We start from the raw sequence: 14,803 nt of genomic DNA, 5'->3' as shown, positions 1-14,803 counted from the left end.
AAGAGTCTCTTTTCCTGCGGTTCTTGCAGTGGGCTGGTTGGACGGCGCAGTTAGTTGGACTGCGTGTTGGACGCCGTCCGGTCGGCGGCCTCAAGCGAGCCGTCCACGAGCTTGATGATCATGGAGCAGTCCTTGCCGGCTTCACCGGCGTCGATAAGCCGCTGAAACAGCTGCTGGACGTGCTTGCCGATCTCCAGGGGCGTGCCGGTGTCTTCGGCTGCGCTGACGGCCAGTCCGATGTCCTTGTTGGCGAGCTCGGTGGTGAAGGTGGGTGCGAAGTCATTGTTCGAGGCCGCGGTGGGAACCACACCGGGCACGGGGTACCAGGTCCGGAGCGCCCATGAGTCCCCCGAGGAGACCGAGGCGATGTTCCAGAAGACCTGCTTGTCCAGGCCCAGACGGTCAGCCAACACAGCCCCTTCAGCGGTGGAGGCAAGGTTGATGAAAAGCATCAGGTTGTTGCAGATCTTTGCCGCCTGCCCTGTGGTGGGGCCGCCCGTGGGGATAATGTTGCCGGACATGGGACCGATGTAGCCGGCAGCATCTTTGACGGCACCTTCTTCACCGCCCACCATGAACGTCAGGGTTCCGGCCTCCGCGCCGCTCATCCCGCCGGATACCGGCGCGTCCACGAAACGGAAGCCGGCGGCAGCAGCGGCGTCGTGCAGTTCCTGGGCGGAGGCGATGTCGATGGTGGAGGAGTCAATGAGCAGCGTGCGCGTGTCCGCGTGCGCCAGCACCCCGTCCCCGCCGAGATACACTGCGCGGGCGTGCTCGCCCTTGGGGAGCATGGTGAACACGGCGTCCGCGCCGTCCACCGCTTCAGCGATGCTCGCGGCCCGCTTGACACCGCCTGCTGCAGCCGCGTCCAGGGCCGCGGGGTTGAGGTCAAACCCGCGGACCTCGTGCCCGGCCTTCACCAGGTTCACCGACATGTGGCCGCCCATGTTGCCCAGGCCGATCCAACCGATAACTGCCATGCGTAAGCTCCTTTGCTTCCATTCCGGCGCTCTTGCCGGCATGCCTGTGTCAACCATCACACCGTGTTAGGGTGCAATCAAGGGGAAAAATCACAGACACTCTGTGCATTGATGCACATCAACGGAAGGTCCATCGTGGACTCCAGACGGCTGCCGAGCCCTGACGACCTGCTCATCCTTCTGACCGTTGCACGCCTCGGCCGGTTCAACGCGGTGGCCGAGAGCCTGGGGACCACCCACACCACCATCTCGCGCCGGATCCTCGCGCTGGACAAGCAGCTGGGCGGCCGCACGCTGGAGCGCAGCCCGCACGGCTGGGAGCTGACCCAGCTCGGTGCTGCCGCCGTGGACGCGGCGGAGGCGATCGAGAGCACGCTCGGCTCGCTCTCGGGCCTGATCCGCCAGGACCAGAGCGCGCTTGCAGGCCTGGTCCGGGTTGCCACCACCGACGCAGTGGGAGCGGTGTTCGTCACTCCATCGCTGGTGCGGCTCCAGCAGCAGAACCCGCAACTGAACATCGAAATGCTCAGCGCCACCCGTAAAGTCAGCCAGAACCGGTCCGGGGTGGACCTGGAGATCGTGGTGGGCCGGGCCGATGTCAGCACCGCACAGACCATCTTCCTGAGCAACTACTACCTGCGGCTCTACGCCAGCCAGGACTATGCCGCCCGGCACGGCATGCCGGAAACGCTCGACGACGTGGGGCAGCACGCGTTTGTCTCTTACGTCGAGTCTGCGCTCCAGGTGGCGGAGCTGGGCCCCCGCTGGTCATCGCAGCTGCCGATGCCCCGGACAAGCTTCCAGGCCACCAGCGTCTTCGCCCAGGTGGAGGCCGTCCGCCGGGGCGCCGGCATTGGCCTGCTGCCCAACTTCATGGTGGCGGACCGGGAGGATTTCGTTCCCGTCCTGGCAGGCGACTTTGAGCGCCAGCTCCCTATCTGGGCCGTTGCCCGTCCGGAGTCGCTCCGGTCGGCCCGGGTGCAGGCGGTGATTGCGGCCTTGAAGGAGGAGCTGAAGGAGCGGGCCGGACTGCTGGCAGGCTGAGTCAGGCCTGGAAGAGGCGGCGCACTACCTGCCCGGCCGCGAGTGCATCCAGGCCCTCGTTGATCTCGCTCAGTGGCCGCGTGTCGGTGTGCAGCAGCTCAACCGGCAGCCTCCCCTCCCGCCAGTACCCGAGGTACTGCGGGATATCCCGGGCGGGAACGGCGTCACCCATATAGGAGCCCAGCAGCCGCTTGCCGGCACCGGCGAATTGGAGGGCCGGGACGGTCAACTCGGCGGACGGGTGCGGCAGGCCCACCGCGACCACTGCCCCGCCCCGGGTGACCCGCTCCAGGCAGGATGCGATCACCGCGGCCGAACCCACCGCTTCAATGGCTACATCCACGCCGTCGCCCGAAGCTTCCTCGATCAACCGCCTTGCATCCTCCGACGTTCCCACGGCGGTGGCTCCGGCGTCGAGCGCGAGCTGGTGCTTGCCCTGGTTCGGATCAATGGCGATCACGCTGGCAGCTCCGGCCAGGCGTGCCGCCATGACGGCGGAAAGGCCCACCGCCCCCAAGCCGAACACTGCCACGTGCTGCCCCTGGCTGACTCCCGCCGTGTTGAACACCGCGCCCATTCCGGTGAGCACGGCGCAACCAAACATCGCCGCAACCGTGTCCGGGACGTCGTCGTCAATTACCACCACTGATTCCCGCGCAACCACTGCATAGTCCGCGAAGGCGGAAACGCCCAGGTGGTGGTTAATGCGCTCTCCCTCCGGCGTCCGCAACAGGGCAGGCCCGTGCAGCAGGTCCCCCGAACCGTTGACCTCTGCTGCCCGGTGGCAAAGCGCGGGCCGCCCGGCCAGGCAGGCCCGGCAATGGCCACAGCTGGGCACGAACACCAGCACCACGTGGTCGCCCACGGACACGTCCTCCACACCCTGGCCAACGGACACTACGCGCCCCACCGCCTCATGGCCCAACGCCATGGGAAGCGGCCGGACCCGTGAGCCGTCCACCACGGAGAGATCCGAATGGCACAGGCTCGAATAGGTGATGGCAACCCCCAGCTCACGGGCGCGGGGCTCCGGCTGCTCGAGCTCCTGCACCAGCAGCGGCCGGTCATCGGCGTAGCTGCTCTTACCGGGGGCATTTCCAGTGGCGGGGACGGTTGCGTACAGGACGGCGGCTTTCATGGGATCCCTACTTCCTGCCGGCGGCCAACAGGTCGGCGGTGCCCTTGGCGTCGGCGGCATCCACGTCGTGGAGTGAGACGCCGCGGGTCTCCTTCAGGAAGAAGACCGCGACGGCGGTGATGGCGCAGGCGATGAGCAGGTAGACGGCCACCGGAACCGAGGACTTGTAGGTGCCCAGAAGTGAAGCGGCGATGATCGGGGCCAGGGAGCCGGCCACGATCGAGGTCACCTGGTAGCCCAGGGAGACGCCTGAGTAGCGCATCCGGGTGGGGAACATTTCCGCCATGATGGCAGGCTGCCCGGCGTACATAAAGGCGTGGAACACCAGGCCGATCATGATGGCGGCCAGGATGATGAAGTCGTTCTTCGTATCCATCATCGGGAACGCGAAGAACCCCCATGTGGCCCCCATAATGGCGCCGGCCATGTAGACGGGCTTGCGGCCAAAGCGGTCCGAGAGCTTGCCGATCATGGGCACCACGGCGAAGTGGACGGCGTGGGCCAGGAGCAACAGGAGGAGGATGCGCGTGGTGTCGGCCTGCACCACGGTCTTGAGGTAGGTGATGGAGAACGTCACCACCAGGTAGTACAGGATGTTTTCCGCGAAGCGCAGGCCCATGGCGGTGAAGACGCCGCGCGGGTAGCGGCGGAAGACCTCGGCCACGCCGTAGCCCTTGTGGCCGGCATCCACTTCCTTGCGGGCCTCGAGGAAGATGGGCGCGTCGTTGACCTTGGTACGAATGTAGTAGCCGATCAGGACGATCACCGCGGACAGCCAGAAGGCAACGCGCCAGCCCCATCCGAGGAAGGCGTCCTGGGTCAGTGTGGAGGACAGGACGAACAGCACGGCCGTGGCCAGCAGGTTGCCCAGCGGCACGGCGGACTGCGGCCAGCTGGCCCAGAACCCGCGTGACTTGCTGGGGCTGTGCTCTGCCACGAGGAGGACGGCGCCGCCCCATTCCCCGCCAACAGCGAAGCCCTGCGCAAACCGGAGGATGACCAGCAGCGCCGGAGCCCAATAGCCGATCTGCGCGAAGGTGGGCAGGCAGCCCATCAGGAAGGTGGAGACGCCCACCAGCACGATGCTCAGCTGCAGCAGCTGCTTGCGGCCGAACTTGTCGCCGAAGTGGCCGAACACGATGCCGCCGATGGGACGGGCCACGAAACCCACGGCATAGGTGAGGAAGGCGGCGATGATGCCGTCCAGTTCGGTCCCGGCGTTGGGGAAGAAGGCCTTGCCGAACACCAGGGTGGCGGCCGATGCGTAGAGGAAGAACTCGTACCACTCCACGACGGTGCCGGCCATGGAGGCCGTCACCACTTTCTTCAGGCCTGATGCCTTGACGTCGGTTTCCTCGGTGAACCTTGCGGCGGAGCGTTCCGTACTCATGCGAACTCCTTCGGCGTCGTCGTCGACACCACGGGGACAGTCGATGGCAGCCGCGTGTGATGTACACCACGAAAGCCGGCTTCGATGAGTATGGTCTGCCTGCCCGTGCAACCTCAACGCCCATTAGTGCAGAAGGCATCTGCACTAATGCACATTGCTGGCGGTTTGCTGGATGGCCCTAGACCAGGAAGCTGCTCCTCAGCTGTGCCCCCAGTTGCCCAATTTCGGTGAGGAACCCGTCGTGGCCGATGGGCGCCTGGATGACGTGGACGTCCACGTCGCCGGGCAGCGCCTGCGCCAGCTCCCGCGACTGGGACGGGAAGTAGAGCCGGTCGGAGTCGACGGCGGCCACGAAGAAGCGTGCAGTAGCCGCGGCCAGCGCTTCGGCCAGGGTTCCCCGGCCCCGGCAGACGTCGTGGCTCATCAATGCCTCGGTCAGGGCGATGTAGCTGTTGGCGTCAAAGCGCTTCACGAGCTTGTTGCCCTGGTGGTCCAGGTAGCTTTCCACCTGGTAGCGGCCGCGGGCTGCGAGCACTTCCCCCTGAAGGGGCGACTCGGATGCCTGGGCTGACCGGCCAAAGCGGCCTTCCAGTTCTGCGGCGGACCGGTAGGTGATGTGGGCGATGCGCCGGGCAAGGGCCAGGCCCTCTTCAGGACAGGGACCGCCGTAGTAGTCGCCGCCGTTGAAGTTTGGATCCTGCCGGATGGCCAGGGTCTGGGCCTGGGCAAAGGCGATTTGTTCTGCCGTGCTGGCAGCCCCGACGGCGATGACGGCGCAGCGCTGCACCCTTTCCGGGTACGACACTGCCCATTCCAGTGCGCGGGCGCCGCCCATGGAGCCGCCAAGGACCGCGAACCAGCTCTTGATTCCCAGCTGGTCTGCGAGCCGGGCTTCCGCCACTGTGCTGTCCCGCAGCGTGACCAGGGGGAAGCGGGAGCCCCAGGGCGATCCGTCGGGGGCGGGAGAGGAGGGGCCTGTGGAGCCGTAGCAGCCGCCCACAATGTTGATGGACACCACGAAGAAACGGTCGGTGTCCACGGGGGCGCCCGGGCCCGCGAGTTGTTCCCACCAGCCTTCTTCGTCCGTGTCGCCACGGGTTACGTGCGTGCTGCCGGTCAGCGCATGCTCGATCAGGATGGCGTTGCTGGCGTCCGCGTTGAGCGTCCCCCAGGTTTCGTAGGCCAGGGTGACGTCCGGGAGGTATCCCCCGGCTTCGAGTTCCAGTCCCCCGATGGAGGCGTAGCGGACAATTCCGTGTTCGGGGATGGTTTTTGGGGCGACGGTAACCGTCATGGCAAGACCTCTTCTACGCGCTTGCCCGCCGTCATTTGACCGGCAGGCCAGGTCCTCACCCGGGGCACCCCACCGCGGATGGAGGGTTGCCGGCCAGCAAGCCGGGGCTGTCACTGGCACTCATGACCTGGATCGAGTGTACGAAATACTCCCCGGTCCAGGCCAAGAGTGTGACTGGTTGTGACTTCCCGGCTTGCTGCCCGCCCCGTCTTACCGCCCGAGCGGAGGCCCGGCGTCGTACTTTGCCCGTCTAGGCGCTCTTCGCAGCCCTGAAGCCCGCTTCCAGGTCGGCGAGGATGTCGTCGATGTGTTCCAGCCCCACGGAAAGCCTGACGAGTCCCGGGTGCACCCCGGCCACAGCCTGCTGCTCCGGGGAGAGCTGGCTGTGGGTGGTCGACGCCGGGTGGATGACCAGGGAGCGCACGTCGCCGATGTTGGCCACATGGGAGTGCAGCTCCAGGGCGTCGACGAAGCGTTTGCCCGCCTCCGCTCCGCCGGCCAGGTTGAAGGCGACGACGGCGCCCGTCCCCTTGGGCCCGTACTTGCGGCCACGCTCGTACCAGGGGCTGGACGGCAGCCCGGCATAGGCGACCGATTCGACGTCGTGCCTTGCCTCAAGCCAGCGCGCCACTTCCGTGGCGTTGGCAACGTGGCGCTCCACCCGCAGGCTCAAAGTCTCCAGGCCCTGGGAAATCAGGAAGGCGTTGAAGGGCGAGACCGCCGAGCCCAGGTCGCGCAGGAGCTGGACCCGCGCCTTGAGGATGTAGGAGAAGTTGGCCCCCAGCGCTCCATCGGCTCCCAGATCGCGGGCGTAGACCAGCCCGTTGTAGGTGGGATCCGGGGTGTTGAAGCCTGGGAACCGTTCCGGGTCCTTGCTGAAATCGAACTTGCCGGAATCGACGATCACGCCGGCGATGGCTGTGCCGTGGCCGCCCAGGTACTTGGTGGCGGAATGGATCACGATGTCCGCGCCCCACTCCAGCGGGCGGATGAGGTACGGGGTGGAGAGGGTGTTGTCCACGATGAGGGGCACGCCGGCCTGGTGGGCGACTTCGGAGATGCCCTCGATGTCCAGGACGTCCTGGCGGGGGTTGGAGACCACTTCACCGAAGAAGAGCTTGGTGTTGGGCTGGACTGCGTTGCGCCACTGGTCCAAGTTGTCGGGGTCCTCCACGAACGTGACGGAGATGCCGAACTTTTTCAGGGTGTGGGCGAACAGGTTATAGGTTCCGCCGTAGAGGCTGGGGCTGGCCACGATGTGGTCGCCGGCCTCCGCGATATTCAGGACCGCGAACGTTTCAGCGGCCTGGCCGGAACTCAGCAGCAGCGCTGCCAAACCACCTTCGAGGCTGGCGATCCGCTGTTCCACTGCGTCCTGCGTCGGGTTGCCGATGCGGGTGTAGATGGGCGCGAGTTCGGACAGTGCGAAGCGGTTTGCCGCGCTCTCGGCTGTAGGGAACACGAAGGACGTGGTCTGGTAGATGGGCAGGGCACGGGCTCCCGCGGCACTGTCCACTTCCTGGCCGGCGTGGATCTGGCGGGTTTCGAAGGACCAACCGTTGGACATCCAAATCTCCTTTGACATGGGCCCGGCATGCTCACCGGCAGTGCGGGCCGCGCTTGCTGCCGACTCTTGCCGGACAGCCAAGTCTTCACCCGGGGCACCCCACCGCGGATGGAGGGTTGCCGGCCAGCGAGCCGGGGCTTGGCGCTGGCACTCATGACCTGCGCCAAGTCTAGGAACAGCGTTGTTGCTGTGAACAGGATTGTGACGAACATGGTCTTTTCGGCGGCCTCCCCATGGCCATTGAGTGCGCGCAAATCCAGTAAGGGTACCCTTAGCTGAGAGCCGCATCACAAAGTGCCAAGATGTTGCCATGCGCATGGATCACGTCTCTTACGCCTGTGAACACGACGGCCTCGCGGCCACCACCGAACGTATTGCAACTGCCCTCGGCGTTGAGGCAGTGAAGGGCGGGGTACACCCCCGGTTCGGAACCCGGAATATGATCATCCCGCTCGCCGGTCACAAGTACCTCGAGGTTGTGGAGGTCCTGGACCACCCCGCATCGGACAAGGCACCGTTTGGACAGGCCGTAAGGGCCCGATCCGCGGCAGGCGGCGGCTGGATGGGCTGGTGCGTCGAAGTGGACGACCTCGCCCCTTTCGAGGAACGCCTCGGCCGCTCCGCTGTCAACGGCAACCGCAAGTTCCCGGACGGGCGCGAGCTGGTCTGGAAGCAGATCGGCATCCTGGGCCTCATTGCCGATCCCCAGGTCCCGTACATGCTCAAGTGGGAGGGTGATCCCTCACTTCACCCGTCCAACGCCTACGAGAGCAGCCTCAAGATGAGCTGCCTGACCATCGCAGGCTCCGCCTCCCGGGTCACCGAGTGGCTGGGTGAGCCGGTGGAGAAGCCGCTTGAGGACGTTGCGGTCGAGTGGGTCGCACCTCACGGGACGCCGGGCATCCTGTCGGTCACGTTCGAAACCGCCAACGGGGCTGTCACTCTCTGACGCTCCAGCTTCCCTTGTTGGGAGATGAGTGCGCCGGGTCCATGCCCGGATAATCTTCGGCCGCCATGAGGTGGTGACAACGGCGTCACCACCTCATGGCGGCCGAATTCATTTAAGCAGCGGCTGCTTTCGCCTGGTCAGAGCCGCGGATTTTTCTGCGCCATGCATGTTCCTTTGCGCGCGCCGGGCGTCTGGGCTGCGGCAGGGAACCTTCGCATAGAAAACGTACGACGGCGGCTGGCGGGCTTTGTGCTCCGGCTGGCGCGCTCCGGCGCTGCATCTATTCCTTTTCGCACCACATATATTCCTGCGCCACGCATATTCCTTTTCGCGACGAGTATATGGGGCTCGAAAAGGAACATGCGCGGCGAAAACGTACGACCGCGGTACTAGACTGGCGCGCCCCCGGGCGCCGGTCCATGCCGTAAGTCTGCATGACAGGTTTGAATGTCAGTGCCTCGAGGGACGATGTTCGTATGGGAATCAGCAGGGGTGTGGGGGCAGGTGCGGAAGGCGTTCATGCCTCCGTGGCCGCTCTTGATGCCTTGGACCGGGAGGATGGGTTCCTGGCCTCCGGCACTGCTGTTGGTTCGGGTGCAGCTGTTGGTTCCGGTGCTGCTGCTGTTGGTTCCGGTGCTGCTGCTGTTGGTTCCGGTGCTGATGTGTTGCAGCGGCGGTATGAGATCCGGCTGGAACGGCTCGAAGTTATCGCCCGGCTGGAGGCGCGGCTGTCCGCGATGAAGGCACGGGACTCAGCCGAGGCCGTCGGGTTTCAGCAGGCCATGACACCGCCGGACGCGTCCCTGCACGACCGCACCTACGCGGAGATGTCCGTAGTGGAGGAAATCGCCGGAGTCCTGACCATCAGCTCCGCCGCCGCCGGGGCGTTCCTGGAACAGTCCCGGAAGGTTTGCTCCCTCCCACCCGTCTTCGAGGCCCTGGCCGCCGGTGACATGTCCTGGCAGCACGCGAAGGTCATCGTCGATGAAACCGAAGGCCTAACTCCTGAGGGCGCGGTGAAGTTGGTGGCGCATTTCTTCGACCCCGACGCACCCAACGCCGCCCGCGGCGCAGCCCCGGGTGAACTCGTCCCCTCCCGGTTCCGGGCTAAGGTCCGTGGCTGGCGCGAACGCCACCACCCCGAATCCATCGAAAGACGCCACACCAAAGGTTGTGCCGACCGGCGCATGGAATACACCCCCGACCGCGACGGCATGGCCTGGATCTCCCTCCACCTCCCCGGCGACACCGCCTGCGCCATCTGGAACCGCACCACCGCCACCGCCCGCGGCCTCCAAGGCCCCAACGAACCACGCACCATCACCCAACTCCGCCCCGACATCGCAGCATCACTGCTCCTCAGCACCGGCAACGCCATGGAGACCAACCGCAACACCACCGCTGCAGCAACCGAGCCGGTCAGCAACGATGAAGGAACCGGTAACGACGACGGGACCGGCACCGCTGCCGGTTCGCGGCCCGTCCGGGAGATCGGGAAGGTACCCGCCCCGCGGGCCGATGTCCTGGTCATGGTGCCGGTGCTCTCCCTGCTGGGTGCGACGGATGAGCCGGCAGTACTGGACGGGGTGGGACCGATCCCGGCCTCGATGGCACGCAAACTCGTCGCGGACGGGGCGGAGTCCTTCTACCGGGTCCTGGTCGACCCCAGGGACGGGGCACCGCTGGAGATCGGGAGGAGGAACTACCGGCTCACCGAGTCCATCAAACGCTGGATCAGGATGCGCGACGCCAAATGCACCTTCCCCGGCTGCACCAACCGCACTCCGGACAACGAAACCGACCACCTCCAAGCCTGGCAACACGGCGGCAGTACTGATGTCAGCAACCTGGCGCAGCTCTGCCCCAAGCACCACCGGCTCAAACACCACAGCCAGTGGACACCGGACCCGGCGACCACCAATGAACCACCCGGCTGGACCTCACCCACCGGCCGCCACTACAAACCCGAACACCCAGACACCGAACCAACCCACTGGCCAGCGGGCATCCTGCCGATGGAGGCTGTTGCGCGCGCAGCAGAGGATCTGGAGTGGGAGCCACTACTCGCGGACATGCCAAACTGGCCCGACCCGCCACCTGAAGAACCACCCGCCGAGAATCTGCTCGACCCCAGCGGACTGTGCCCCACAGATCCACTATGGGACGACTTCTACGCGCAACCATTCAATCTGCCACCCGACCCCGAAGCAGCTTCGTGGCTACTACTGTCGCTAATGTGACAGTTGAAACACGTTCTCCTACCAGCGCACGACTTGTCGCCAGGCCCGCCCCACCCTGAAGGCCGGTTTGCCTAACCCAACCCAACGGCCTTGCCGAAGAGGCTGAAACCCACAAACGCCACGATATCCAGCAGGGCATGGGCGATCACCAGTGGCATGACCCGGCGGGTTCGTGTGTACAGCCAGGCGAACACAACACCCATCACGGCGTTGCCAATGAAAGGCCCAAAACCTTGATACAGGTGGTAGCTGCCGCGGAGGACCGAGCTCACGGCGATGGCCAGCGGCATACTCCAACCGAACTTGCCGAAGCGGTCCATGAGGTAGCCCACCACAATGACTTCCTCGAGAACCGCGTGGCGCACAGCCGACAGGATCAGGACGGGAACGGTCCACCAGTAGGCATCAAGCGCACTCGGAATGATGGCGGTGGTAATGCCCAGGGCCCGGCCCGCCGCATAAAGCCCCAGCGAAGGTATGCCAATCAGGGCAGCCAGCCCCAGGCCCTGCAGCAGATCCTTGCCCGGCCGGGCGAAGTTGAAGCCAAGCTTCCGGAAAGCGGAGCCGGAGTTGCCCGCTTTGCCAGGCACGGCCTGGCGCTGGTCGGTGAGGAAGTAGAGGACCAGCAGCACCGGCACCAGCGCAAAGATGATGTCCAGCAGCTGGTACGTCAGGTCGAAGTACTCCCGCGTGCTCTGCGAGCGGTTCAGGGTGGACGTCCCCTCGGCCAAAGGAGCCCGGGTCATCTTGTCGAGCAGCTGCACCACGGAATAGACAGCCGACTGGCCCAGGGACAGGCCCAGGACGATCCAGACTTCGAGCCGCAGGCGACGGCGGGAGGGAACCAGCATGTTCCCATCTTGCCTTCAGTTTCTGGATCCAGCCTGATGGAACTGCCGGTGCACCCAGTCTCTCCGCAACGTCAGGCGGGCGCGACGATCACTTCCGTGCCGTTGGCCTCGAACGCAGCCTTGTCGCGGGCAGAAATGCCGGCGTCTGTGATCAACCTGTTGAAGTCATAACCGTCCATGGTGGCGAAGGCGCGCACTCCCACCTTGGAGGAATCCGCGATGACATAGGACACGCGGGCGCGGGATGCTAAAAGGGCGTTGACGGAAGCCTCCCCCTCCCCCGTGTTGGTGGGGCCAACCTCGGGATCGATGCCGTTGACGCCGATAAAAGCGATGTCCAGCACCACCTTCTGCATGATGATGTCCGTATAGGGCCCCACCAGTTCGTAGGACCGCGGGTTAAGGATCCCGCCCGTGACCATCACCTTGATGTTCGGCCGGACCGCCAACTGGCCCGCAATGTTGATCGCATTCGTCACCACGGTAAGTGTGGGCTGGTTGGAGGGGGCGTTCAGGTCCTCCCGCGTAGCCAGGATCTGTGCAAGCGCCGTGCTGGTGGTGCCTCCGCAGAGCCCGATGACTGCCCCCGGACGGATCAAGGCAGAGGCGCATTGCGCGATCTGTTCCTTGGCTTCGGCATGGTCGTCGCGGTTGTAGCGGCCGGGCAGGTCGTAGGCCAGGGCACCGGTGGTCGCACCGCCCCGGGTCCTGGTCAAAAGCCGGCGCTTGGCAAGGCTGTCCAGGTCGCGGCGGGCAGTGGCCGGGGAAACATTGAGGGTGCTGACAATCTCGTCAACCTCCACTTGGCCGCTCTTGGCCAGCAGGTCGAGGATCGCCGTAAGCCGGTCAGTGCGCGTCATGCAAGGGGCCCTTCCGATCATTCAGCCACCATTCCTGATGACGTTTTCTGATTCTAACCTACGGCATACGATCAGAAAGGAGCACATCGGGATGCTGGTGCTACCGCTCCCGGGCTCCGGCCCGCCACACAGCGTACGTCAAAGGCATGCCCGGGCGGTAAGCGAGGTGCGTGGCGGAGGGCGCGTTCAGGAGGTGCAGGTCCGCACGGTGCCCGACCGCGATCGACCCCACGGCGCGTTCACCGTCCGCATCCCGCCCGGTGTCCTTGTGCAACGCCAGGGCGCCACCGTATGTGGCGGCGCGGACTGCCTCGTGCACGCTCAGGCGCATCTGGAGGACGGCAGTGGTCACGCAATACGCCATGGAACTGGTGTAGGAGGTGCCGGGATTGCAGTTGGAGGCAAGCGCCACCTGCACTCCGGCATCGAGAAGCTCGCGGGCAGGAGCCAGCGGCTGGCGGGTCGAGAGGTCGCACGCAGGGAGGCAGGTGGCCACAGTGCCCCGTTCACCCGCGCCGCTAACACCGTCCCACCCGGACCAGGAGGCTGCCAGGGCCTTCACGTCCTGCTCCGCCAGGTAGTTCACATGGTCCACGCTCGCCGCTCCCAGTTCCACGGCAAGCTGCACCCCCGGCCCTTCACCCAGTTGGTTGCCGTGCACGCGCAGGCCCAGGCCCGCATCGCGGCAGGCCAGCAGCACGCGCCGGGACTGTTCCGCGGTGAATGCGCCCTCTTCGCAGAAGACATCGGCCCACTGGACGTACGGACGGACGGCGTCGAGCATCGGTCCGCAGACCAGGTCCGTGTACTCGTCGGAATTCTGGCCGCTGGGAACCAGGTGGGCGCCGAGGTAGGTCACCTGGTCTGCCACGGTGGAGGCGATGCGGGCGCTCCGGGCCTCATTCTCCACATCCAGGCCGTAGCCGGTTTTGGTTTCCAGGTACGTGGTTCCCTGCGAGACGGCCTCGGCGACCCGGCCCATCGCCAGCCGGGTGAGGTCGAAATCGGAGGTGGCGCGCGTGGCTTCCATGGTGACGGCGATGCCACCGGCCGCGTAGGCCTCCCCCGCCATCCGGGCCTCAAACTCTGCGGTGCGGTCCCCGGCGAACAGCAGGTGGCTGTGCGAGTCCACCCAGCCTGGCAGCATGGCCCGGCCTCCGGCGTCGACGGCGTCATCCGCTGCAGGTGCATCGGCTGCGGCGCCGATCCACGAGATCCGTTCCCCCTCGACGACTACCGCCGCATTCTTCAGGACCCGGTGCTCAAGGTCCTGCGTCATCAGCTCGGCGATGTTGGTGATCAGGGTGCTCATTGCACCATTCTTCAACGCCGGATGGACCAGCGCGTGGCTGCCAGGGCCTGCGCTGTCCGGGATACCGGACCGTCGGCGGCGCCACCAAAGGAAGCAGTACCTCCGGACGGGTCCTGCCCGGCAAGGATCTGGGACGCCGCGAATTCCGCCAGGGCTGACGAGGTTTGGAACCCATAGCCGCCCTGCCCTGCAAGCCAATAGAAGCCTGCCGCTTCGGCATCGAACCCCGCTACCGGAATCCCATCTGCCGCTTCGGTGCGCAGCCCGGTCCAGGCCCGGCGGACTGCCGTAATTCCCAGGCTGGTGAAGGCGTTGAGCTTCTCCACCAGGCGTTCCACATCTCCGGGCCGCGGGCGTGCGTCCTCGGGGCCGCTGGGAACGGTCTCGGACGGCGAAATCAGCACGTCCCGGCCGTCAGGACGGAAATAAAACGTGTTGTCGGCCGCAGCCACCATCGGAGTGGCAGCCGGAAGGGGACGTTCCACGGCGGCAATCGCCGCAGTGCGCCGGTACGGCTGCAGGCCCAGCTTTTCGACGCCGCTGAGCACCGCGAGCTCGTCCGCCCACGCTCCGGCAGCGTTGACCAGCACACCCACCTCGAACCCCTCGGCGCCGGCACCAACCTGCCAGCCGGAACCCAGCCGTTGCGCCGAATGGACCCGGGCTCCAGTGACGATGTCGGCGCCGGCGGCGAGCGCCCGCTTGCGGTGTTCGTCCAGAAGCAGGGGTGCGTTGCAGCCAAAGGATCCGGTATCGAGTCCCGCGGCGGCAAAGGTTCCAGGCTTCAGGGCAGGGCACAGTTCCAAGGCACGCTCAACCGTGATGGGCTGCATGTGGCCGCTGGCTTCCGCGGCCACTTCCGCCTCGGAGCCGATCAGCATGAAGCTGCGCGGCGTCAGGACCGGTTCCGGGAGCTCCGCGTCCCGTGCCGCGAGCAGCTCAAGGGTCCGGACAGTGAGTTCCTGGACCACCGGCGGTCCGTAGCTGGGGATCAGCTGCCGGGCCGAGCGGGAGGACGTGTGGTACGCCAACTCCTGCTCCGCCTCCACCAGCACAACACTGCAGCGGCCCGCGAGCGCGGACGCCAGGGAGAGGCCGGCAATGCCCCCGCCCACAATCAGGACATCGTAACGAGCTGCCATTGATCACTCCTGTCCGCGTCGTTGGGTCCTCACAAA

The 14,803-nt window shown here is 66.0% G+C and carries 12 protein-coding genes and 2 riboswitches; of the genes, 3 read left to right on the top strand and 9 right to left on the bottom strand.

Going from position 1 to position 14,803, the window contains the following annotated elements; genetic code table 11:
- Positions 1-50 precede the first annotated feature (50 nt).
- The gene (gene mmsB / locus ACFO0G_RS07195) at positions 51-980 is read right to left on the bottom strand and encodes a 3-hydroxyisobutyrate dehydrogenase (protein WP_376976912.1); all 930 of its coding nucleotides are present in this window, start codon (positions 978-980) and stop codon (positions 51-53) included.
- A 111-nt stretch (positions 981-1,091) separates the two neighbouring features.
- Between mmsB and ACFO0G_RS07190 the strand changes: the two genes are divergently transcribed.
- A complete protein-coding gene (locus ACFO0G_RS07190; RefSeq protein ID WP_376976911.1) occupies positions 1,092-2,024 on the top strand; it encodes a LysR family transcriptional regulator in 933 nt (310 codons plus the stop codon).
- A gap of 1 nt (position 2,025) precedes the next feature.
- Here the strand turns inward: ACFO0G_RS07190 and ACFO0G_RS07185 are convergent, their stop codons facing one another.
- From ACFO0G_RS07185 to ACFO0G_RS07170, 4 genes are all read right to left on the bottom strand, one after another.
- A complete protein-coding gene (locus ACFO0G_RS07185; RefSeq protein WP_376976910.1) occupies positions 2,026-3,162 on the bottom strand; it encodes a zinc-binding dehydrogenase in 1,137 nt (378 codons plus the stop codon).
- Between the two features lie 7 nt (positions 3,163-3,169).
- Complete coding sequence (locus ACFO0G_RS07180; RefSeq protein WP_376976909.1) at positions 3,170-4,552, bottom strand: MFS transporter; 1,383 nt, start codon at positions 4,550-4,552, stop codon at positions 3,170-3,172.
- A 178-nt stretch (positions 4,553-4,730) separates the two neighbouring features.
- Complete coding sequence (gene metX / locus ACFO0G_RS07175) at positions 4,731-5,846, bottom strand: homoserine O-acetyltransferase MetX (RefSeq protein ID WP_376976908.1); 1,116 nt, start codon at positions 5,844-5,846, stop codon at positions 4,731-4,733.
- A 12-nt stretch (positions 5,847-5,858) separates the two neighbouring features.
- A riboswitch (SAM riboswitch) is annotated at positions 5,859-5,974 on the bottom strand.
- Positions 5,975-6,096: 122 nt separating this feature from the next.
- Positions 6,097-7,413 (bottom strand): bifunctional o-acetylhomoserine/o-acetylserine sulfhydrylase, encoded by a 1,317-nt coding sequence (locus ACFO0G_RS07170; protein ID WP_286403007.1) that lies wholly within the window; start codon positions 7,411-7,413, stop codon positions 6,097-6,099.
- 44 nt (positions 7,414-7,457) lie between these two features.
- A riboswitch (SAM riboswitch) is annotated at positions 7,458-7,572 on the bottom strand.
- A gap of 151 nt (positions 7,573-7,723) precedes the next feature.
- Between ACFO0G_RS07170 and ACFO0G_RS07165 the strand changes: the two genes are divergently transcribed.
- Together ACFO0G_RS07165 and ACFO0G_RS07160 are read left to right on the top strand one after the other, a co-directional pair.
- Complete coding sequence (locus ACFO0G_RS07165; RefSeq protein ID WP_376976907.1) at positions 7,724-8,362, top strand: VOC family protein; 639 nt, start codon at positions 7,724-7,726, stop codon at positions 8,360-8,362.
- 476 nt (positions 8,363-8,838) lie between these two features.
- The gene (locus ACFO0G_RS07160) at positions 8,839-10,602 is read left to right on the top strand and encodes an HNH endonuclease signature motif containing protein (RefSeq protein ID WP_376976906.1); all 1,764 of its coding nucleotides are present in this window, start codon (positions 8,839-8,841) and stop codon (positions 10,600-10,602) included.
- 71 nt (positions 10,603-10,673) lie between these two features.
- Here the strand turns inward: ACFO0G_RS07160 and ACFO0G_RS07155 are convergent, their stop codons facing one another.
- From ACFO0G_RS07155 to ACFO0G_RS07140, 4 genes are all read right to left on the bottom strand, one after another.
- Positions 10,674-11,453: a CPBP family intramembrane glutamic endopeptidase gene (locus ACFO0G_RS07155; RefSeq protein WP_286403003.1), complete on the bottom strand. Its 780-nt coding sequence runs from the start codon at positions 11,451-11,453 to the stop codon at positions 10,674-10,676.
- Between the two features lie 71 nt (positions 11,454-11,524).
- Entirely contained in the window at positions 11,525-12,313 is a 789-nt protein-coding gene (locus ACFO0G_RS07150) for a DeoR/GlpR family DNA-binding transcription regulator (protein WP_376976905.1), read from the bottom strand.
- 100 nt (positions 12,314-12,413) lie between these two features.
- Positions 12,414-13,625, bottom strand: a complete 1,212-nt coding sequence (gene hutI / locus ACFO0G_RS07145) for an imidazolonepropionase (protein ID WP_376976904.1) — start codon at positions 13,623-13,625, stop codon at positions 12,414-12,416.
- An 11-nt stretch (positions 13,626-13,636) separates the two neighbouring features.
- Entirely contained in the window at positions 13,637-14,767 is a 1,131-nt protein-coding gene (locus ACFO0G_RS07140; protein ID WP_376976903.1) for an NAD(P)/FAD-dependent oxidoreductase, read from the bottom strand.
- Between the last annotated feature and the right edge of the window lie 36 nt (positions 14,768-14,803).

Origin of the sequence: Arthrobacter sedimenti (assembly GCF_042652025.1) — a bacterium.
Classification (GTDB): domain Bacteria; phylum Actinomycetota; class Actinomycetes; order Actinomycetales; family Micrococcaceae; genus Arthrobacter; species Arthrobacter sedimenti.
This window is presented reverse-complemented; position numbering and strand designations above follow the sequence as displayed.

Bases quoted from the DNA above. Each gene is read 5' to 3' on its own strand.
- ACFO0G_RS07170 (WP_286403007.1), bottom strand. From the start codon at position 7,413: ATGTCCAACGGTTGGTCCTTCGAAACCCGCCAGATCCACGCCGGCCAG.
- ACFO0G_RS07165 (WP_376976907.1), top strand. From the start codon at position 7,724: ATGCGCATGGATCACGTCTCTTACGCCTGTGAACACGACGGCCTCGCG.
- mmsB (WP_376976912.1), bottom strand. From the start codon at position 980: ATGGCAGTTATCGGTTGGATCGGCCTGGGCAACATGGGCGGCCACATG.
- metX (WP_376976908.1), bottom strand. From the start codon at position 5,846: ATGACGGTTACCGTCGCCCCAAAAACCATCCCCGAACACGGAATTGTC.
- ACFO0G_RS07150 (WP_376976905.1), bottom strand. From the start codon at position 12,313: ATGACGCGCACTGACCGGCTTACGGCGATCCTCGACCTGCTGGCCAAG.
- ACFO0G_RS07160 (WP_376976906.1), top strand. From the start codon at position 8,839: ATGGGAATCAGCAGGGGTGTGGGGGCAGGTGCGGAAGGCGTTCATGCC.
- ACFO0G_RS07185 (WP_376976910.1), bottom strand. From the start codon at position 3,162: ATGAAAGCCGCCGTCCTGTACGCAACCGTCCCCGCCACTGGAAATGCC.
- ACFO0G_RS07155 (WP_286403003.1), bottom strand. From the start codon at position 11,453: ATGCTGGTTCCCTCCCGCCGTCGCCTGCGGCTCGAAGTCTGGATCGTC.
- ACFO0G_RS07180 (WP_376976909.1), bottom strand. From the start codon at position 4,552: ATGAGTACGGAACGCTCCGCCGCAAGGTTCACCGAGGAAACCGACGTC.
- hutI (WP_376976904.1), bottom strand. From the start codon at position 13,625: ATGAGCACCCTGATCACCAACATCGCCGAGCTGATGACGCAGGACCTT.
- ACFO0G_RS07140 (WP_376976903.1), bottom strand. From the start codon at position 14,767: ATGGCAGCTCGTTACGATGTCCTGATTGTGGGCGGGGGCATTGCCGGC.
- ACFO0G_RS07190 (WP_376976911.1), top strand. From the start codon at position 1,092: ATGCACATCAACGGAAGGTCCATCGTGGACTCCAGACGGCTGCCGAGC.